Below are 19,936 nucleotides of genomic sequence, written 5' to 3'. Positions count from 1 at the left end.
TGAAAACAAAAAGGCCGAGCAAGTGCCCGGCCTTTCGAGTGGCTATAGTCGCTGGTGCCAGTACATCCGTGGTCAACGGCGACGATTGCCAAATCACGCAGTCTGGAGCTGTTCCGCGGCCATCTTGCCGGACCGGTTGTCGCGAGCGACTTCGTATCCAAGCTTCTGGCCTTCCTGCAAATCCCGCATCCCAGCTCGTTCGACGGCGGAGATGTGCACGAACACATCCTGGCCGCCGTCATCCGGCTGGATGAAGCCGAAACCCTTGGTGGAATTGAACCATTTCACTGTGCCGGTGGTCATGAGAAACCCTCCTTTTGGCAAGACCTGTCGCTCGTCGACAGAATGTTCGACGAGTTCAGAACGATTTCGAAAGGGGGGAGTTTATCAGAGCCGCGCCAAAGCGCGAAAATAACAACGGCCGTCCAAGCAATCTCGATAAAATACAAATAACTCAGGTCACCGATTGCGTCAAGATAATTATCATAAATACGATTTTTATCTTTGTGCTCATGATTTCAACTACCTGCTCGCGGAACATTTTTAGCGAGAATTCTGTCAATTCTCTGCCATATCCGGCCGGCATCGGCGGGCCCTTGAAAGTGGACAACGCTGTCTGGCTGCCCGGAAGCCAGGGGTAATCCAACGGCTAACACCCGGCCCACAACGCTCAGTGGGCCGGGGCGAAGTCGTGTCCCCGCTCGATGAATAACCCGGCCCGCTCGCGCCGGGCCGGGCGCGTCGTCAGGCCCTGCCCCGTGAGCCTTCCCTTCGGCTTCCCATGAACGCAGCCACGTCGGGCGCGAGAAGGTCGTGCCTTTCCGCCCATGAGGCGAATAAGCCCCGCGCCGTTTCCGGTTCGATCTCGCCGCGGATCGCCGCCAGGCAGGCTTTCAAAGCAAAGCCATGGACCGGATCGCGCCTGCTCACCGGCCAGTCGGCCAGGAACATGAAGGCCTCCATCGCCGACGCAATCGCCGCCGGGTGCCCGAGACCGGTCAGGATAACAACCGGTCTCTCAAAGTCGTCAGATGTCATCATGCAGTCCTCCCTGGGCGGGGAGCGAGTGCCAACGTTGCCATAGCCATATCCTCCTGGAAGCAACATGGATCCGGTTTGGTTGATCGCCGCGTCGAACCGATTGTCGTGATCGGCGGCTCCCTGATTTTGGTGAGGGTTTTGCTCAGATCAAGCCCTTGCAGCTATCGATCGGTACGTTGCGCGGCTCGTCGCTACTGGAGGCGAAATTCCCCGCTCACCGCGCTGAGGTCGGCAGGGCCGATCAGGTCCTTATGAGCGACGGTGATGCGGAAGAGTTTGCCCTCGAGCTTGGCCTGCCAGAAGGCAAGGAACTTGTTCAGTTCGGGAAAGCGAGGGGCGAGGTCGTAGTCCTGCCAGATGTATTCCTGCAGGATCGAAGGGTGGTCGGGCAAGCGGTAGAGGATCCCGGCGGTGGTCAATCCGTAGCCGGCGATCTGGCGGGCGAAGTCCGTCGAAGCCATTCCTTTCAGCCCCCTGGTTTCACTGCGCCGATGGCAGCGCGTTTCCAACGTCTTGGCAAGCCGAAAGTTTGCGTTTTCGCTGCCTTTTCAGCCTGTTAGCACTCGATCAAAAAAAGTGCTGCCGGCCTCTTGAAGGCCAAAAATGAGCAACCCAAATCATCGCGCGGGCACGGCGCCTCAGGGGCGTGCGGAACCTCGCCGCGAGACCCGAACAGGGCCGAGCCGCTTTGACATGTGACCGACATGGAAACTGGAGGAACTCATGAAGTTTCGGCCACTGCATGACCGCGTCGTCGTGAAGCGCATCGACGCCGAGGAGAAGACCAGGGGCGGGATCATCATTCCCGACACTGCCAAGGAAAAGCCGCAGGAGGGCGAGGTCGTTGCTGTCGGCGCCGGGGCTCGCGACGAGACCGGCAAGCTCGTGCCGCTCGACGTCAAGGTTGGCGACTGCGTGCTCTTTGGCAAATGGAGCGGCACCGAGGTCAAGATCGATGGCCAGGATCTCCTGATCATGAAGGAGTCCGACATCATGGGCGTCGTCGAGACGGCTGCTGCCCTCAAGAAGGCCGCCTGACGGGGCCTTCATCCCATCTCATCAACCTGAAACCTCAAGTCTGAAGGAGTGAGGAATCATGGCTGCGAAGGACGTGAAGTTTTCGCAGGACGCGCGCGAGCGGATGCTGCGCGGCGTCGACACGTTGGCCAATGCCGTGAAGGTCACGCTGGGTCCGAAGGGCCGCAACGTCGTGATCGGGAAGTCGTTCGGCGCCCCGCGCATCACCAAGGATGGCGTCACCGTCGCCAAGGAGATCGAGCTTTCCGACAAGTTCGAGAACATGGGCGCCCAGATGGTCCGCGAGGTGGCGTCGAAGCAGAACGACGCGGCCGGTGACGGCACCACGACCGCCACGGTCCTGGCCCAGGCGATCGTCCGCGAGGGGGCCAAGGCGGTGGCCGCCGGCATCAATCCGATGGATTTGAAGCGCGGCATCGATCTCGCCGTCGAGGCGGTGACGAAGTCGCTCGGCGAGCATTCCAAGACCATCACCGGCTCGGAGGAGGTCGCGCAGGTCGGCACCATCTCTGCGAATGGCGACCGTACGATCGGCGAGATGATCGCCGAGGCGATGAAGAAGGTGGGCAACGAGGGTGTCATCGCCGTCGAGGAAGCCAAGACCGCCGAAACCGAACTCGACGTTGTCGAAGGCATGCAGTTCGATCGCGGCTATCTCTCGCCCTATTTCGTGACCAACACCGAGAAGATGGTCGCGGAGCTGGAAGACCCGTACATCCTGATCCACGAGAAGAAGCTCTCTGGCCTCCAGACGATGCTGCCGCTGCTGGAAGCGGTGGTGCAGACCGGCAAGCCCCTGCTGATCGTGGCGGAGGACGTCGAGGGCGAGGCTCTCGCCACGCTCGTCGTCAACAAGCTTCGTGGCGGCCTCAAGATCGCAGCCGTCAAGGCTCCGGGCTTCGGCGATCGCCGCAAGGCCATGCTGGAGGATATAGCGATCCTGACCGGCGGCACCGCCATCAGCGAGGATCTCGGTATCAAGCTGGAGAATGTTACGCTCGACATGCTCGGCCGTGCCAAGAAGGTTCGGATCGAGAAGGAGAACACCACCATCGTCGATGGCGCCGGCTCGAAGGTCGAGATCGACGCAAGGGTCGCACAGATCAAGGCCCAAATCGAGGAGACCTCCTCGGACTACGACCGCGAGAAGCTCCAGGAACGTCTGGCGAAGCTCGCTGGCGGCGTCGCGGTGATCCGCGTCGGCGGCGCGACCGAGGTCGAGGTCAAGGAGAAGAAGGATCGTGTCGACGATGCGCTGAACGCGACCCGCGCCGCGGTCGAGGAAGGAATCCTGCCGGGCGGCGGCGTCGCTCTGCTGCGCGCGGTCAAGGCCCTCGAAGGGCTCGTGCCCGGCAATGACGACCAGAAGACCGGCGTCGAGATCGTCCGCAAGGCGATCACCGCGCCGGCCCGCCAGATCGTCGAGAATGCCGGCGGCGATGGCGCGGTCGTGGTCGGCAAGCTGCTGGAGTCGCAGGACTATGCCTGGGGCTACAACGCCCAGACCGGCGAATACGGCGATCTGGTCAAGGCCGGCATCATCGACCCGACCAAGGTCGTGCGCACCGCGATCCAGGATGCGGCGTCGGTCGCAGGCCTGCTGATCACCACCGAGGCGATGATCGCGGAGCTTCCGAAGAAGGATCCGGCGCCGGCATTGCCTGCCGGTGGCATGGACTATTGAGCATCGAGGGCGCCGCGACGCCGCGGCGCCCTCTTTCAAACGCTGCAATCTTAGGCATGTCGGAGGAGCCATGCCGTTCTCATCGTTGACCGATCCCATCGACCTGGCCCGTGCCGAGGCCGCTCTTGAAAAAGCGTGGGCGGAACTCAAGCCATCGCTTCCGGCAGGCTCTGACGAACTGGAGCGGAACAACCTCGCCTATATCGGTACTTCGCTGGTTCCTCTCGCGCTCGACGAGGACGATCTCGCACAGCGTGCGGTCGGTCGGTATCGCGAGAAAACCTAGGCGAGAGGCTTAGGGAAAGCCCCAGCATTCGCCACAATCATATCAGGCAGCCGACATAACCGATGGTCTTCAGGAATCGAAGGAAATCTCACCCTCCGACCGCTTCAAGCCCTCATTGCGAAAGCCGAGAGCGCAACATATGGGCTTAAGGATAATCTCTTGGCCGTCATGACACGGGACGGATCGGCAACCTGGCAGACAGTCGCCGCTCACATCGAGTCCCAATTGCCCGGCGCGGGAGAGTTCGCTACCGCGCGATTAAACGCCATACTCGTCTTGATCAGGACCCTATCCGGAAAATCCGAATGACAACGACCGCCACAGCCGAGCATCGCAGCTTCGAAGCCGACGTCTCCCGCTTGCTGCACATGATGGTGCATTCGGTCTATTCCGACCGCGACGTTTTCCTGCGTGAGCTGATTTCGAACGCAGCCGACGCTTGCGAGAAGCTGCGCTACGAAGCGATCGAGAAGCCCGAACTGCTCGGCGAAGAGCCGAAGCTCGCGATCACCATCATCGCCGATCCGGAGGCGAGCAAGCTGACCATTGCCGACAACGGCATCGGCATGAGCCATGACGAGATGATCGAGGCTCTCGGCACGATCGCCCGCTCGGGCACGCGCAGCTTCATGGAGCGGGTCGCGACCGCCGATGGCAAGGACGGCGCGCAGCTCATCGGCCAGTTCGGCGTCGGCTTCTATTCCGCCTTCATGGTCGCCGCGAAGGTCGAGGTCGTCAGCCGCCGCGCCGATAGCGCCGAAGCCTGGACCTGGTCATCCGACGGTAAGGGTGAGTTCACGGTGGCGCCCGCGGCGTTGGAGGAGGCTCCGGTCCGCGGGACGCGGGTGATGCTCCATCTGATGGACGATGCCAAGACCTACGCCGAGCGCTGGACTTTGGAGCGCGTCGTTAAGGAGCAGTCCGGCCATGTGCCCGTCCCGATTTCCTTGATCGCGGAGCCGGGAGCCGAACCAGTCTCCCTCTCCGACGGGGCCGCACTCTGGACCAAGCCGAAGAGCGAGATCACCAAGGACGAATACGCCGACTTCTACCGCAGCGTTGCGGGGCAATATGACGAGCCGGCGGCCACAATCCATTTTCGCGCGGAAGGCTTGCACGAATATACCGCGCTCGCCTTCGTCCCGGGCGCACGCCCGTTCGATCTCTTCGACGCCGACCGCAAGGGGAGGATAAAGCTCTACGTAAAGCGCGTCTTCATCACGGACGAGGCCGAGCTCCTTCCGCGCTATCTGCGTTTCGTGCGCGGCATCGTCGATACAGCCGACCTGCCGCTCAACGTCTCTCGCGAGATGATCCAGAACAGCCCGCTGCTCGGCGCAATCAAGAAGGGCGTCACCAACCGCGTGCTTTCCGATCTCGGGAAGCTGGCCGATCAGGATCCGGAAACCTTCCGACCGATCTGGGAGAACTTCGGCGCTGTGATCAAGGAAGGACTCTACGAGGATTTCGAGCGCCGGACACAGCTTCTCGGTCTCGCTCGCTTCCGCACGACGGCTTCCGGCGAGGGCTGGCGGAGTCTCAAGGATTACGTCGGCGCCCTGAAAGAAAACCAGACGGCCATCTACTACATCGCCGGTGACGATGCCTCACGGATCGCAGCCTCCCCGCAGCTCGAAGGCTTCCGTGCGCGCGGTATCGAAGTGATGCTACTGTCGGATCCGATCGACAGCTTCTGGGCCTCGGCCGCCCCGGACTTCGAGGGCAAGCCTTTGAAGTCTGTGACGCAGGGCGCTGCTGATCTCGGTCTTATCCCGCTGCTCGATGGCTCGGCCTCTCCTTCTGCTGAGACGAGCGAAGAGATCGGCGCGCTGCTTGCGTCGATGAAGGAGACCTTGGCCGACGAGGTTGCGGATGTCCGGACCTCCGATCGGCTCACTGACAGCGCGGTCTGCCTCGTGGCGTCGGACAAGGGGCCGGATCGCCAGTTCGAACGCCTGCTCAGCGCCGCCGGCCGAGTAGACAGCGCGGCCAAGCCGATCCTCGAGGTCAACCCGCGCCATGCGATGGTCGCGGCTCTCGCGTCTGTCGAAGACGGTGCCCTGCGCGCTGACATCGCTCATCTTCTTGTCGACACCGCCCGCATCCTGGACGGCGAACGCCCTGTCGATGCGAGCGGCTTCGCCAAGCGGCTGAGTCGAGTGGTCGCGAGAAGCCTCGGCAAAGGCTGAGCGGCGAAGCAGGAAGCCACTGTGTTTCACGCCCCATGGGGCAGAATGCTGAGCCGGATATGCGACCCGGAAAACGGGTCGCATATACTTTATTCGGTCTTGCAACGCGGCGAGGCGGGCGGCGCTAAGCGTGCCTGGCTAAGCCTTGTTCGCCGATGCGAGTGTCCGCCAGGACTCGTTCCAGCAGATGGCAACGGTTTGAGCCTGCCAGCAACTGCCGGATCGCATAAGACTTACTGGCTCCCATCAAACCAACGCATTGCGTTAGCCCTGATCGCGAGGTTTGCAGCAGCGCCCGGAGACAAGCCGCGTAGTGTGTCCGGCGGCACGGAGGCAACGAGCGTACTTCCGTCAGTCAATCTGCCATGCAGATTGGCGATGGAGCCTTGATAGGAAATTTGCTCGACCGTCGCCTTCAGCGTGTTTGCTTGGCCGGCATCGGTGACCGAAACGGCCTCGGGGCGAAGCAGAACCTCTCCTGATCACGCCGGAAGGTGAATTGCGCATCTTGCTTGACGACGATCGCGGCAGCGCGGCCGACCGCTGGCCCTGATGGTTTCCGCGGATAAGGTCCCATTCTGCTTTGCGGGCTTTGACGCCTTCGACATTCGGCGGGTTGTCCTCATCCCCAGTTTGAACGGTGCGCCATCATTTCACATGGTCCTCGCAACCTCCTTCGCGCGGATTGCGCGCAGTTTTGGACGGCTGACTCTCAGGTTGCTGCCGAGCCGAGCGCCGGCATGCGGTAAATCTCGCCGCGAACCATGATGGCCCAGATCGCCCGTTTCGCCAGGGCGACGGTGACGAGCCGAATCTGCTTGCGGGCGAGCAGCACGTTTACGCGAGGATCCGCTGCCTCGGGGAGATACTTGTTACGTCTTACGAGCGACGTCATGCCAGTGACCAGAAGGCGCCGCAGGTATTGATCGCCCATTTTGGAGATGCGGCCGAGGCGCTCCTTGCCGCCGCTGGAGTTGTTGAGCGGCGTCTGTCCCAGCCAGGCCGCTCGCGAACTGGCGCCCGGAGCGGAACTGGGTCGGATCGGTGACAGTGGCCGCCAACGCGCTCGCTACGAGCAGGCCCACGCCCGGAACGGTGGCAATGCGCCGCGCGAGATCGTTCGAGCGGTACCAGGCCAGCAAGTCTCGTTCGAGCTGGCGGATGCGGTCCTGAGCCTCGATCGCTTGCTCGGCCAAGGTGCCAATCACCTTGGCGGCGAGATCGGGAACCTCGTGCGCCCCGCCGGCGACTGCGCGTCGCACGAAGGCCAGGGCGTCGGTGATCCCCTTCGGGACATCGATGCCGAACTCGGCCAGGAGCCCACGGACCCTGTTCATGAGCTGCGTACGCTGACGAAGATCGCGGCGTTTCCTCCTCAAAGGAAATGACCACGCCCATTCAGCAATCCGGAGAGTGTTGATTTTCTGTAGGATAGGCCGTGAGTAGACTTGGTGGCCGACAGCAGGAGGTTCTTTCCAGCATGGAGTATCCGGCTCCCGCGGTCGACGCCGTCTACGAAGTCTATCCATCAGCGGTATGCGGCGACGGCACGATGCCGAGCTGGCCTTATCACATGGCCCGGTGGCTGTTTCGGGAGCCGATCGACATTGCAATCACCGCTGCGCTAGCCGAGATCGGCGAGCTCGCCGCAGCGGATCGGGCCTGGATGTTCGAATATGACGCCGAGTTGCTCCGCTTCCGGAACACGCACGAGTGGAGCAGGCAAGGCGTGCGGTCCTTCGTCGAGGACCTGCAGAATACGCCCGTGATGATGATCGCCTGGCTCCACCAGTTTCTGGTGAAGGGCCAGGCGGTGATGATCAACCGGGTCGCAGACCTGCCGCGCCCGGCTCGGGCGCTCCAGGTCGAGATGCTCAGGCAGAACGACAAGAGCGTGCTCAGCATGCCCCTCTTTCACGAAGGCCGCTTGCGCGCCTGCATTGGCTTCGATGCGACCACTGCGATCCGGCGCTGGGCGCCCGCCGACATCAAGGCGCTCTTTCAGTGCGCCGACCTGATTGCGCTGGCTCGCTATGGCCCCTTTCAGGACGGGCGGTCCCTTGCCGGCGCCTCGAGACCGTTCGCCCCACTGATCTATCTGCGCCGACCGGGGCAAACCATCGGCGTCGAGCCGCAAGCCATCCTCGGCGTCCGGTCTGCGCGCGACTATGTGAAGGTATGGCTGCACGACGGCTCGTCCATGCTGGATCTGCGCCCGCTCGCGCTCTGGACGGGGATGCTGCCGCCGGCATCGTTCCTGCGCGTCCACCGCACGGCGATCGTCAACCTGCAGCATGTCAGCGGCCTCGACCGACGCGCAGGCGATCGCTGGACCATTGGGCTCAATCGCGTGGCCGAGCGCTGGCCAGTCTCGCGACAATACCGGCAGGAGTTGCGAAAGCGCCTGGGCGTCTGAACACCGCGGCCGATTCGCGGGGTCTCCATCTTCGGTCATTTAACCGATTCTTCACGATGAGTTCGGCTCGGAGCTCCGTTCGTCGAACCCGCATGTCTATTCGTCGAACAGTGCTTGCCGCCCGGCGGGCGGGCGATCTCAATGCGGACATCGTTCGACGGACCCGCCCCCGCCTATGCCTTTTCGCCGCCCCCCTCGCCTCGACGAACTGAAACCGAGATGCCTGCCGGCGCGCAAAATCGCACGGCTCTTGCTTTGCTCCCTGTTTGCGATCGCATCGATCGCGGGCGCGCAGCGGGCGGAAGCCGACGATCTCGCGCTGCGCGATGCGGCGTCGATGGCCGGCGTCGGAATGTTCCTCAATGCGCGCGCGCCCGGCCTGATCCTCGCCGTCGTCCGCGGCGAGGACAGCTTCATTGCCGGATATGGCGAGATCGCCCCGGGCAGCGGCAAGGAGCCGGACGGCCGTTCGATCGTTCGCGTCGGCTCGGTCTCGAAGGTTTTCGCGACCGATGTGCTCGCTGCCCTGGCGGCGACCGGGCAGGTTTCGCTCGATGCGCCGCTTGCCGGCTATGCTCCACCGGGCAAGACGCCGCTGGCTTTCGAAGACAGGCCGGTCACGCTCCTCGATCTTGCGACGCATTCGGCGGGTCTGCCGCGCGAGATGCCCGATCCCGCGACACCGCCTGACGAGAAGAACCCGTTCGCGGCCTTCAAGGCCTCGTATTACTGGGACTGGATGTCGAGCCATCGGCCCGCCTATCGGCCGGGCACGACCGCAATCTACTCGAATTTCGCCTTCGGCCTGCTCGGCGAGGCGCTTGGCAAGGCCGGCGGAAAGCCGTTCGCGGAACTGGTCGGCGAGCGCATCACCAAGCCGCTCGGGATGGCAGATACGACGTTGCGCCTCTCGGAGGCACAGAAGCCTCGGCTGATGACCGGCCTCGACCCGTTCGGAAAGCCCGATCCGAACTGGGAGGCGAGCGAGGTCATGCAGGCCAGCGCCGGCATCTACACCACCGCCGACGACATGGTGAGGTGGATGCGCTGGCACCTCGCCGACGATGCGGCCGGTCGGCCGGCACGGACGCTCGCACATGCGCTCTGGCGACCGCATGACGGGCTTTCCCGCCTGGTCGGCGTCGAGGCGACGGACTCCGAGGGGATGGGGCTTGGCTGGATCGTCAGCCGGCCGAAGGACAGGGTGCCTCTCCTCCTCGGCAAGAGCGGCGGGATCGGCGGCTTCATGAGCTATGTCGTGCTCGCGCCCAATCGCAGGCTCGGCATCTTCGTCGTCGCGAGCAAGGTCGACTTCGCCATGTTCGAAGGGCTGAGGACCGCTGTCCGTGATCTGGCGGCGGAACTGGCCCCGGCGACCCCGTAGACGATGGCCGCGTTCCCTCCCCTCCGCAGATCGAGCCACCTCGCCTGCTCGACCGCGATGCTGCGCGTCTGGCTCGCTCTGGCCGGATCAGCCGCTTCCTGCGCGCCACTCGTGCTGGCGCTGCCCGCCTGGGGGCAAGTCAGCGGAAAGGGAGGAGCCGGCGGTGCCCACGGCATCAGTCGTCCCACCACAGGACAGGCAGGTAGCCTCGGTGGCGAATATTCCGGCGGTGGTGGTGGCGGCGGCGGCGGGGCCAATGCTCGGCCAAGCGGCGGATCCACAGGCGGCAAGGGCGGCAGCGGCGTGGCCGGCCATGGCGGCGGCGATGGCGGCGACATCAGCGGCAATTCATCCGTACTCCAGTCGATTCCACCTGGATATCTCGGCCATGTCGGGCAGTCCGGTTCGGCGGGTGGCTCGCCCTCGCATGGCGCTGCCGGCGCCCCGGGACATGATGGCGGCAGTGGCGGCGGCGGTGGCGGGGGAGCCGTCGGTCTCGATTTCTACGGGACATTGCTGACGGCGGGCCAGACGATCAACCTGGTCGGCGGCAATGGCGGCAATGGCGGAACTGGAGCGAACGGCGGTAACTCCTACAGAGACCCCTTCATCGGACATGGTGGCGCTGGTGGAGGCGGCGGCGGAGGTGGCGGCGGCGGTGCCGCGGGGTTGTCTTTGCCGGGTCAGGAGCTCGTCTTCAGCCCTTCGTCGGTCGGGTTTCACTGGGTCCCACCGCCCAACCTTGCCGTGACCACCACGAATGCGAGGCTGCAGGGCGGCAATGGTGGCCGAGGCGGAGACGGCGGCGACGGAGGATCGGGCTCGGGGGCCTATGTGTCGCAAACCTGCCTTCCGGGAGGTCGGGGCTGTTTGCCGATCCGCATGTATCCGGGCGATGGCGGACCCGGCGGCTCCGCTGGAGACGGTGGTGCCGGCGGCGCCGGTCTGCTGTCGCTCTACGGCCGGCAGATCAGCCTTTTTGCGACGACCGCTCAGGGCGGCAACGGCGGAGACGGCGGCGGCCTCGGAGGCGGGGGCAATGGCGGCTCGAGCTACGGCTATAGCGGCATGACGGATGGCGCTCGCGGCAATTTCGGAACGAACGGAAACGGCGGCCGTGGCGGTGCCGGCATCGAGGTCGTCGCGACAAGTGGCGGCAGTACGACCATCTCCCTGTCGTCGGATAGCCATGCCCTCGGGGGCAAGGGTGGCAGGGCCGGCTATCTTGCTTCGCCCGGCTGGGGAGGCGACGGCATTCGTGTAGCCGGGCCCGCGACCATCACCGTGGGCGGGACTGCGACAGGCGGCGGCGGTGGCGATGTCAACGGTGCATGGTTCGGCGGCGGCGGCGGTGCAGGCATTTTCGTCGACGGCCAGGCCAACGTTACGGTTCAGAACGGCGCGCAAGTATCTGGCGGACGCGGCGGCCTCGGCGAGCAATCATCCGCAGGCCGCGGAGGAGATGGCGGCTCGGGCATCGAGGTGCTGCGCGGCGGGACATCCCTGATCATCGCCGGAGAGGTGCGCGGCGGCGACAGCCAGGGCTTTGTTCCCGGCTCGCAAGGCGCGGCGATTGCCCTCACCGGCAACGGCAATTCGGTCGAGCTGCAGGCGGGATACAATCTGGTCGGCAAGGTGGTCGGCGGCAGCAATGCGACGCTCATTCTCGGCGGAGCGACGAATGCGAGCTTCGATCTCAGCGGGCTGGGTTCGCAATATCTGGGCTTCTCGGATTTCAACAAGGGCGGCGCGAGCACCTGGACCCTGTCGGGTGCTGCGACGGCCTTTCGCGGCGACATGGCGATCGATGCCGGAACGCTCGCCTTCGCGGCAGGAGCGCAGCTCACGGCGACGAATGCTCAGATCGCAAACGGCGCGGGTTCGACCGCGGCCGTCTCGGTCACGGGGGCTGGAGCGAAATGGACCGTCGACGGTCCGCTTGTCGTTGGCAATCAAGGTCAGGGCGGCCTGACGGTCGCCGACGGAGGCGCCGTTCTCGCCGGCTCGATCAGGGCCGGAACGGCGGTCGGCGGGACCGGCACGATCAGCATCAGGGGCAACGGCTCGCATCTGGGAGCCGGCAGCCTCGTGCTCGGCGATGCCGGTACGGCATCGGCCCTGGTGTCCGGGGCCACGTCGAGCCTGACGGCAGATACGCTCACGATCGCGAACCTCGGCAGCGCCGATCTTACGGTCGCCGACGGCGGCCGAGCCGGCGCTGGCGGGGGCCGGAACATCGAGGTCGCCAAGAATCTGGGCAGCGTCGGCACCATCAATATCGGCGCGGCTGCCGGGCAAGCCGCGACCGCACCGGGGACACTCGCCAGCGACATCCAGTTCGGTGCCGGCACCGGCAGGCTGGTCTTCAACCACACCTCCAGCGGCTACACATTCACCAGAGCGGTATCGGGCGCAGGCGCGATCGACCTCCGCGCCGGTACGACGATCCTCACGGCCGATAGCGGAGGCTTTTCAGGGTCGACAACAATCACGGGCAGCACGCTTCGGATGGCAGACGGCGGACGGCTCGGCGGCACCGTCAGCATCGATGGCGGCGGCCGGGTCGAAGGCGGCGGCAGCATTGGCGCGACGACCGTCAACAACGGCGGCACGCTCGCGCCTTCCGGCTGGAACGCCCTCACGATCGACGGCGACGTGACCGTCAACAGCGGGGGCACCCTCCGGCCTTCGGATGCCGCCGGCCTCATCGTCGATGGCACGCTGACGCTCAATTCCGGCAGCGCTTACGACTACCGGCTGCATGGCTACGGATCGTCAGCCGTCGGCTCGGCAACGACGCGCGTCAACGGCAACCTGGCCCTCAATGGCGGGACGTTGAATCTTGCCAGCAGCTCTCAGCCTGCGCTCGGCTACCACCGCGCCTTCACCTATACGGGAACTCTGTCCGGTGCTGGCCTCCCCGTCGGGACGGTGCCGAACACCGGGCCGTTCGCTTACAATTACAGCGTCGACACCTCGCAAAGCGGCAAGGTCGATGTGCTCGTCGGCGCCAATGGCGTCAACATCCTGCAGCTCTGGGGCACAACATCGGCCGGTGGCGCCAGTGGGAGCTGGACTGCCACCAATCAGAACTGGCTGGACCTCGGCGGCGCAACGCCGACGCAATGGGGCAGCGGCTATGGCGTGTTCCGGGGCCCGGGGGGCACCGTCACGCTCGACAGCGTCAACGGTGCGCTGGGCGCCGTCGGGCTGCAATTTGCCGGCGGCAGCTACACGCTGACCGGCGACAGCCTCGACCTGCATGGCTATAGCGGCGGCGGCATCACCATCACCACGCCGGAAATCAGGGTGCTAGACGGCGAGACGGCCCGGATCGACGCAACGCTTACCGGCACGGCCGGTTTCGAGAAGACCGGCGACGGCACGCTCATCCTCGGCGGCGCCAACAGCTACAGCGGCGGCACCACGATCTCGGGTGGCAAGTTGCAGGTTTCGGCCGACGCCAATCTCGGCGCGGCGAGCGGCGGGCTGACATTCGACAGCGGCGCGCTTCATACCGTGGGCAACATGGTCAGCGGCCGGAATGTCGTGCTGCGCGGCACCGGCGCGATCGAGACGGATGCCGGCACCACATTGACTCTGTCCGGCCCGGTCGGCGGCGCCGGCGGGCTGATCAAATGGGGGGACGGCACGCTTCTCCTCACCGGCAACAACAGCTGGGCGGGCGGCACCCTGCTCACTGCCGGCACGATCAGGGCTGGCAGCGCCGGCGCCCTGCCGACCATGACCGATTGGATGCTGACCGGCGGCAAGCTCGACCTCGCCGGCCATGATCTCTCGATGGCCTTCCTGGCGAGCACCGGCGGCGAGATCGCGCTGGCCGGCGCTGACCTCACCGTCAATCAGGCGCAGGACAGCCTCCATGCTGGAACCATCACCGGCGCGGGGCGCCTGCTGAAGGATGGTCCCGGCGCATTGCTGCTGACCGGCACGAACAGCTATTCCGGCGGCACGGTGATCCGCGACGGCACACTCGCCATCGTCGCCGACGCCAATCTCGGCAGTACTTCTTCCGCCATCGCCTTCGACGGCGGCGGTCGCCTGATGACGCTGGCCGACATCACCAGCAGCCGCTCGGTCACGCTTGCCGGCACCGGCACGATCGAGACCGCTGCCGGCACGCGTTTCGTCCTCGGCGGCTCGACCAGCGGTAGCGGCAACCTGGTCAAGGAGGGTTGGGGAACGCTGACCTTGACCGGCAGCGCTGGCCATGCCGGAGGCACGACGATCGCGGCCGGCACGCTCCAGATCGGCGATGGCGGCACGACGGGCGAGCTCGCCGGCGACGTCTCAAACGACGCTGTCCTGCGCTTCAACCGCTCGAATCTATACAGTTTCGGTGGCGCCATCTCCGGCGCCGGCATCGTCCTTCAGTCCGGCACTGGGATGACGAGCCTGACTGGCACGAACTCCTATTCCGGCGGCACATTGATCGAGGCCGGAACCCTGCAGGTCTCGCGCGACGCCAATCTGGGCGCCGGCGGAACGGCCATTTCCTTCCTGGGTGGAGCGCTGCGGTTCGGTGCCTCGTTCAATACCGATCGCACCATGCTGCTGATCGGCAATGGCACGGTGGACACCAACGGCCATGATGCAACGCTGACAGGCGGCGTCTACGGCTATGGCGATCTGATCAAGGCCGGCGCCGGCACGCTGACGCTGAGCGGAACGAACTTTTATCGCAACACGCTTGTTACCACCGGCACCTTGATCGGCGACGCCGCGTCGATCTCCGGCGATATCGCCAATAACGGCGCGGTCGTCTTCAACCAGCGAAACGATGCCAGCCTGGCGAGCGTGTTGTCCGGCACCGGCGGCTTCACCAAGGCCGGCGGGGGAGCCCTTGCCTTGACCGGCGACAGCTCCGGCTTCTCCGGCTCGACCACGGTGTCCGCAGGCACGCTCATCGTCAACGGCGCGCTCGGCGGCGGGCTCGATGTCCTGGCCGGCGGTCGGTTGCAAGGCAACGGCACCGTCGGGCCGACCACGATCCATGCCGGTGCGACCATCGCCCCGGGCAATTCGATCGGCACGCTCACCGTCTCCGGCGACATCCGCTTCGAGCATGGCGCGACCTATGCGGTCGAGGTCAGTCCGGGCGGCTCGTCGAGCGACCTGATCCGTGCCAGCGGCAAGGCGCGCCTCTCGGGCGGCTCGGTGGTCCATATCGGCGAGGACGGGCCTTACTGGGCGAACCAGCGCTACACCATCCTGACGGCCGGTCAGGGCGTCGAAGGCCGCTTCGACGACGTCAGCTCCAACTTCCTCTTCCTCGATCCGAGGCTGGAATACGACACCAACAATGTCAGGCTGACCCTGCTGCGTAACGATCTGCCGTTCGCCGCGATCGCGCAAACGCGCAACCAGGGCCAGACGGCCCTCGGCTTGGAAAGCCTGGGTGATGCCAACCCGCTATGGCTGAGCTTCACGCAACTGCGCGACGAGGGAGAGGCCCGGCGCGCCTATGACAGCCTGTCGGGCGAGATCCATGCCTCGGCCAAGACGGTGCTGATCGAGGGCAGCCAGGCAGTGCGCAATGCGGTGTCGGACCGGATCCGCGCCGCCTTCGACGGAATTGGCGCGCCGCGGATCGCGACACTGGCCTATGCCTCCAGCCACGGGGCGGTCGTAGCGGGCGGGGCGAGCGAGGGCTTTGCCTTGTGGGCGCGCGGCTCCGGCTCCTGGGGCCAGACACGTGGCGACGGCAACGCCGCCTCCCTCACACGATCGAGCGGCGGCCTCCTTGCCGGATTCGACATTCCGGTAGCGTCGGAGGCGCGGCTGGGCGTAGTGGCGGGCTACTCGCGCTCGACCTTCAAGGTCGCTCGGCGCCGCTCCCGCGGTGAGGCGGATAATTACCATATCGGCCTCTATGGGGGAGCCGAACTCGACCGCCTCCGCCTGACTGGAGGGGTCACCTATGCCTGGCATGAGCTGGACACCCGGCGCAGCGCCATATTCTCCGGCTTCGGCGAGGAGCTGCGCTCCGGCTACGACGCCCGCAGCCTGCAGGCTTTCGGCGAGCTCGCCTATCGCTTCGACGCGGGGCGGGCCACCTTCGAACCTTTCGCCAATCTCGCCTATATCAATTTGCGCAGCGCCGGCTTCACCGAGACAGGCGGCGTCGCGGCGCTCACCGCCAGGGCGCAGACCACGGCCGTCGCCTTCGCCACGCTCGGGCTGCGCGCTCAGATGCGCTTCGATCTCGGCAGCAGCGTCGCGCGGATCAGCGGCACGCTCGGCTGGCGGCACGCGGCGGGCGACGTTACCCCCTTCTCGCTCCAGGCCTTCTCCGGCGGCGCGCCGTTCTCGATCGCAGGCACTCCGATCGCCCGCGACGCGTTGGTCGTCAGCACCGGCCTCACGCTGAATCTTTCACCGGAAGCCGAAATCGGACTGTCCTATGACGGGCAGCTCGCGTCGCGCGCGACCGATCATGCCTTCAATGCCCGACTCGCAGTGAAGTTCTGATACCATCCGTGGGTCCTGCGACCCGCCGCGAATATCCACGTCATAGCATCAATTGAGTTTCTGCTGATGGCGCGGCGGAGACCGTCACGCCGTAGGCCATGTGCAGTTGGCTGCTTCAGCTTTCAGCCCACATTCCTGTTGACGATGGCTGTGGTGTAGCGACAGTGTCGCAGGACATGCTCAGGAACCAGAACCTCTGTGACCGACGCCGACGCTGCTTCACACAAGCGGCGGCTCCTCGGGCTGCGCGCCGATCAGCGTCCTTCCGCATGATGACTGCCTCACCGTAGATTTCATCCGCCGAAGCGGCCCCGGCCCGCGTTCCTGAACCTCCGCAGCCCTCGGCTCCGGGGGTTTTCTTTTGCCCAAACTCAGAAGGACATCACCATGAGCATTCGCGTCGGCATTGTCGGAATCAGTGGCTTCGGCGGCGGCGAAGCGATGCGCTTGATCGCGAGCCACCCGTCTTACGAACTGGTCTACGCTGCGGGCGAGAGCAGCGCCGGCAGCCGGCTAGTGGATCGCTTCCCCGGTGTGCCGGCCAAGCTGGCCGAACTGGTGATCGAGAAGTGGGACCCTGTGACTTTGCCGAAGCTCGACGTACTGTTCGCGTCGCTTCCCACGGGCACCTCGGCCGAGGCGCTGGCGCGCGTCCCCAAGAGCGTGAAGATCGTCGATATCGGCGGCGACCACCGCTACGTCGAGGGTTGGGCGTACGGCCTCGCCGACGTCTGGCCCGCCCAGATCGGCGGTCAGACCCGCATAGCCAACCCCGGCTGCTTCCCTGCAGCGACGCTGAACGCGCTGGCGCCGCTGCTGGTCAACAAGCTGATCGAGCCCAGCAACATCGTGATCGACGTCAAGACGGGCATCTCTGGTGCCGGCCGGGGCGGCGACAGCAAGTTCGGCTACGCTGAGAGCAACGAGAACTTGATGCCTTACGGCCTGCTTAAGCACGTCCACATGCCCGAGATTGCCAAGACGATCGAGCGGTTGAGTGACGGCAGCGCGGCCGGGCTGGTGTTTACACCACACTTGGTGCCGATGACCCGCGGCATACTCGCCACCATTTACTGCCGCGGCCGCGCCACCACGGGCCAGTGCTTGGAAGCGGCCCGGCACTTTTACGCTGGGCGGGCGTTCGTCCGCGTGACCGAAAAGCCGCCGCAGACCAAATGGGCGACCGGCTCGAACCTCGCGTTCGTCAGTTATGCGGCCGATCCGGAGCGCAACCTGGTGATCGCGATGGGCGTGGTCGACAATCTCGGCAAGGGAGCGGCAGGTCAGGCGGTACAGAATGCGAATCTGATCTGCGGCCTGCCAGAAACCACGGGGCTGGACGGCATACCTGTCTGGCCATGATGAGGTCGGAGCTTCAACAGCTGATCAATCCGCTTCGAGGGTCCGCTAAGGCCGCCAGCAGACGGCGATGGCGAGCGCCCGCCAACATCCGCTTTCCGGCTGTTGGCCAATGTCCGGAACTGGTGCGTATCGGATAACTTCAGCATGACCTCAGGCGTCGGTCTCCGGGCTCTGCCGGACTGAGATCATCTTGGAACGACGTGAACACGCTCTTTGGGCCAACTGATACCGCAACGCTCCCCCCGGGAGAGCGCGGGCATATCTAGGCCTGGCACGCGGGCGCGCAGCTCCTGTCCACCACTCTTGCCGATGATCAGGAAGCTGTCTCCGTAATTCACGATCTCGTCGACGGTGAAAGCGAAGCCGTCAGGTAACGCGCCTCCCTTGGAGAGCCGAATGATCTCGGGCCGCACGAGCACGTCAACCGGTGAGCCCGCGGCGAGATCGCTGCGGCCGGTCGCGACCGGGCCGAAGCAGGCCAGCTCGACAATTCCGTCGCGGGCAACAACGCCTCCGATGAGATTGCTGTCGCCGATGAAGGAGGCGACGAAGCGCGTCTGCGGCCTGGCATAGACCTCGGCCGGGCTACCGACCTGCTCGATCCGCCCGCGGTTGAACACTGCGATGCGGTCCGACATCGCCATCGCCTCGCCCTGGTCATGCGTGACATAGACCATGGTCACTCCGAGCTCGCGATGGATGCGCTTTAGCTCGATCTGCATCTGCTCGCGCAGCGCCTTGTCGAGTGCGCCGAGCGGCTCGTCGAGCAGCACGACATCAGGCTCGAAGACGAGCGCCCGCGCCAGCGCGACGCGCTGCTGCTGCCCGCCGGAGAGCTCGGCCGGCTTGCGGCCGGAGAAATCGGCGAGGCCGACCATCGCGAGCGCCTGCGTGACGCGTTTCGCGGCCTGTGCTTTCGGGACATGGCGCATCCGCAAGGGAAAGCCGACATTGTCAGTGACGCTCATATGGGGAAACAGGGCGTAGTTCTGGAAGACCATGCCAATATTGCGATCATAGGGCTCGACGCTGCCGATCCTGCGCCCGCCGATCGCGATCTCGCCGCTGCTCGGCTTGGCGAAGCCGGCAATCATCATCAGGGTCGTCGTCTTGCCGGAGCCGGACGGGCCGAGGAAGGAGACGAACTCGCCGGGCTTGATTTCCAGATCGATGCTGTCGACGGCGTTCTGGCCGGCAAGGTAGCTCTTCGACAGGGCACGCAGGGAGAGGGCGCGGGCGTTCTTCATGATCTGTCCTAGGCTTTCGCGCGGGCAGGCTGTGGTTTGACGAGGCGCGCGGCCCAGCGCGCGCCGATGACGACAAGCACGGCGGCGAGCAGCAGCGAGGAGGCGGCGGAGATCGCCGGGTCCGCCTCCATCTGGAAGCTGTTGAACATCTGCCGCGGCAGGGTCGCGCTGTCGCGGCCCGAGATGAAGATCGCGATCACGGTCTCGTCGAAGGAATGGATGAAGGCGAACAAGGCCGCGACCAGGAAGGCCGGGCGCAGGATCGGGAAGGTCACCAGCCGGAAGGTGGTGAGCGGGCGCGCGCCCAGGCCGGCGGCCGCATTCTCGACCCGGCGGTCGAAATTGGCGAGTGCCGAGGTCAGCGTCAGCACCACCACGGGGATGGTYAGGCAGGTGTGGGCGAGGATGACTCCGGTCATGCTCTGCACCAGTCCGAGCGAGCCGAAATAGCTGTAGTAGCCGAGCGCCATCACGATATGCGGGACGATCAGTGGCGAAAGCACGAGCATCCGGAAGACGCCGCGGAATCGGAAACGATGCCGCATCAGCGCGAAGGAGGCGGGCGCCCCGAATAGCATCGCCAGCACCATGGTCCCGAAGCCGATGGCGAAGCTGTTGAATAGCGGCCCGGTCCAGTTCGGATCGGAGAAGAAGCGCCGGTAATAGCCGAGCCAGAAGCCCGGCGGCGGGAATTCGAGTGAGGGCGCCGTGCTGAACGACATCGGCACAACGATGAACATCGGCCCCGCGAGCAGGATCGCGACCAGAACCGCCAGGACGATCGTGGAGCGGGACAT

15 protein-coding genes and 1 pseudogene are annotated in these 19,936 nt (G+C 65.2%); 8 read left to right on the top strand and 8 right to left on the bottom strand.

Annotated features, from left to right (window positions below; translation table 11 throughout):
- Nucleotides 1–93: 93 nt before the first annotated feature.
- The 3 genes from AB4Z10_RS25470 to AB4Z10_RS25460 form a co-directional block, all read right to left on the bottom strand.
- Entirely contained in the window at nt 94–303 is a 210-nt protein-coding gene (locus AB4Z10_RS25470) for a cold-shock protein (RefSeq protein WP_441473197.1), read from the bottom strand.
- A gap of 441 nt (nt 304–744) precedes the next feature.
- Nucleotides 745–1,038, bottom strand: a complete 294-nt coding sequence (locus tag AB4Z10_RS25465; RefSeq protein ID WP_441473220.1) for a DUF982 domain-containing protein — start codon at nt 1,036–1,038, stop codon at nt 745–747.
- A gap of 194 nt (nt 1,039–1,232) precedes the next feature.
- Nucleotides 1,233–1,502, bottom strand: a complete 270-nt coding sequence (locus tag AB4Z10_RS25460) for an usg protein (protein WP_199090198.1) — start codon at nt 1,500–1,502, stop codon at nt 1,233–1,235.
- Nucleotides 1,503–1,764: 262 nt separating this feature from the next.
- On the opposite strand from AB4Z10_RS25460, the gene groES reads away from it, so the two are divergent.
- From groES to htpG, 4 genes are all read left to right on the top strand, one after another.
- Complete coding sequence (groES, locus tag AB4Z10_RS25455) at nt 1,765–2,079, top strand: co-chaperone GroES (RefSeq protein ID WP_441473196.1); 315 nt, start codon at nt 1,765–1,767, stop codon at nt 2,077–2,079.
- Nucleotides 2,080–2,137: 58 nt separating this feature from the next.
- A complete protein-coding gene (gene groL / locus AB4Z10_RS25450) occupies nt 2,138–3,763 on the top strand; it encodes a chaperonin GroEL (protein ID WP_441473195.1) in 1,626 nt (541 codons plus the stop codon).
- A 70-nt stretch (nt 3,764–3,833) separates the two neighbouring features.
- Nucleotides 3,834–4,049: a hypothetical protein gene (locus AB4Z10_RS25445; RefSeq protein ID WP_441473194.1), complete on the top strand. Its 216-nt coding sequence runs from the start codon at nt 3,834–3,836 to the stop codon at nt 4,047–4,049.
- 305 nt (nt 4,050–4,354) lie between these two features.
- On the top strand, nt 4,355–6,238 hold the full coding sequence (gene htpG / locus AB4Z10_RS25440; protein WP_441473193.1) for a molecular chaperone HtpG: 1,884 nt from the start codon (nt 4,355–4,357) through the stop codon (nt 6,236–6,238).
- Between the two features lie 233 nt (nt 6,239–6,471).
- Here the strand turns inward: htpG and AB4Z10_RS25435 are convergent, their stop codons facing one another.
- From AB4Z10_RS25435 to AB4Z10_RS25425, 3 genes and pseudogenes are all read right to left on the bottom strand, one after another.
- Nucleotides 6,472–6,708 carry a TOBE domain-containing protein gene (locus tag AB4Z10_RS25435; protein WP_441473219.1) on the bottom strand — a complete coding sequence of 79 codons (237 nt, stop codon included), beginning with the start codon at nt 6,706–6,708 and terminating at the stop codon, nt 6,472–6,474.
- Between the two features lie 242 nt (nt 6,709–6,950).
- The gene (locus AB4Z10_RS25430; RefSeq protein ID WP_441473218.1) at nt 6,951–7,235 is read right to left on the bottom strand and encodes a transposase; all 285 of its coding nucleotides are present in this window, start codon (nt 7,233–7,235) and stop codon (nt 6,951–6,953) included.
- 58 nt (nt 7,236–7,293) lie between these two features.
- Nucleotides 7,294–7,575: pseudogene (locus tag AB4Z10_RS25425) on the bottom strand (IS110 family transposase); the annotation flags it as partial.
- A 101-nt stretch (nt 7,576–7,676) separates the two neighbouring features.
- Here AB4Z10_RS25425 and AB4Z10_RS25420 point away from each other — a divergent pair.
- The 4 genes from AB4Z10_RS25420 (at nt 7,677) to argC (ending at nt 17,892) form a co-directional block, all read left to right on the top strand.
- Entirely contained in the window at nt 7,677–8,654 is a 978-nt protein-coding gene (locus tag AB4Z10_RS25420) for a LytTR family transcriptional regulator DNA-binding domain-containing protein (RefSeq protein ID WP_441473192.1), read from the top strand.
- Between the two features lie 250 nt (nt 8,655–8,904).
- Nucleotides 8,905–10,038 (top strand): D-alanyl-D-alanine-carboxypeptidase/endopeptidase AmpH, encoded by a 1,134-nt coding sequence (gene ampH / locus AB4Z10_RS25415; RefSeq protein WP_441473191.1) that lies wholly within the window; start codon nt 8,905–8,907, stop codon nt 10,036–10,038.
- A gap of 3 nt (nt 10,039–10,041) precedes the next feature.
- Complete coding sequence (locus AB4Z10_RS25410) at nt 10,042–16,530, top strand: autotransporter domain-containing protein (RefSeq protein ID WP_441473190.1); 6,489 nt, start codon at nt 10,042–10,044, stop codon at nt 16,528–16,530.
- Between the two features lie 387 nt (nt 16,531–16,917).
- Nucleotides 16,918–17,892, top strand: a complete 975-nt coding sequence (argC, locus tag AB4Z10_RS25405) for an N-acetyl-gamma-glutamyl-phosphate reductase (RefSeq protein WP_441473189.1) — start codon at nt 16,918–16,920, stop codon at nt 17,890–17,892.
- 185 nt (nt 17,893–18,077) lie between these two features.
- On the opposite strand, the gene AB4Z10_RS25400 is transcribed toward argC, so the two are convergent.
- Nucleotides 18,078–19,139, bottom strand: a complete 1,062-nt coding sequence (locus AB4Z10_RS25400) for an ABC transporter ATP-binding protein (RefSeq protein WP_441473188.1) — start codon at nt 19,137–19,139, stop codon at nt 18,078–18,080.
- Nucleotides 19,140–19,147: 8 nt separating this feature from the next.
- On the bottom strand, nt 19,148–19,936 hold the full coding sequence (locus AB4Z10_RS25395) for an ABC transporter permease (RefSeq protein WP_441473187.1): 789 nt from the start codon (nt 19,934–19,936) through the stop codon (nt 19,148–19,150).

The organism is Allobosea sp. RAF48 (genome assembly GCF_052114025.1).
In the GTDB taxonomy this organism is placed as follows: domain Bacteria; phylum Pseudomonadota; class Alphaproteobacteria; order Rhizobiales; family Beijerinckiaceae; genus Allobosea.
The sequence above is the reverse complement of the archived record's forward strand: the minus strand, read 5'-3'. Positions and strand labels throughout refer to the sequence as shown.

Bases quoted from the DNA above. Each gene is read 5' to 3' on its own strand.
- AB4Z10_RS25470 (WP_441473197.1), bottom strand. From the start codon at position 303: ATGACCACCGGCACAGTGAAATGGTTCAATTCCACCAAGGGTTTCGGC.
- AB4Z10_RS25465 (WP_441473220.1), bottom strand. From the start codon at position 1,038: ATGACATCTGACGACTTTGAGAGACCGGTTGTTATCCTGACCGGTCTC.
- AB4Z10_RS25460 (WP_199090198.1), bottom strand. From the start codon at position 1,502: ATGGCTTCGACGGACTTCGCCCGCCAGATCGCCGGCTACGGATTGACC.
- groES (WP_441473196.1), top strand. From the start codon at position 1,765: ATGAAGTTTCGGCCACTGCATGACCGCGTCGTCGTGAAGCGCATCGAC.
- groL (WP_441473195.1), top strand. From the start codon at position 2,138: ATGGCTGCGAAGGACGTGAAGTTTTCGCAGGACGCGCGCGAGCGGATG.
- AB4Z10_RS25445 (WP_441473194.1), top strand. From the start codon at position 3,834: ATGCCGTTCTCATCGTTGACCGATCCCATCGACCTGGCCCGTGCCGAG.
- htpG (WP_441473193.1), top strand. From the start codon at position 4,355: ATGACAACGACCGCCACAGCCGAGCATCGCAGCTTCGAAGCCGACGTC.
- AB4Z10_RS25410 (WP_441473190.1), top strand. From the start codon at position 10,042: ATGGCCGCGTTCCCTCCCCTCCGCAGATCGAGCCACCTCGCCTGCTCG.
- argC (WP_441473189.1), top strand. From the start codon at position 16,918: ATGAGCATTCGCGTCGGCATTGTCGGAATCAGTGGCTTCGGCGGCGGC.
- AB4Z10_RS25400 (WP_441473188.1), bottom strand. From the start codon at position 19,139: ATGAAGAACGCCCGCGCCCTCTCCCTGCGTGCCCTGTCGAAGAGCTAC.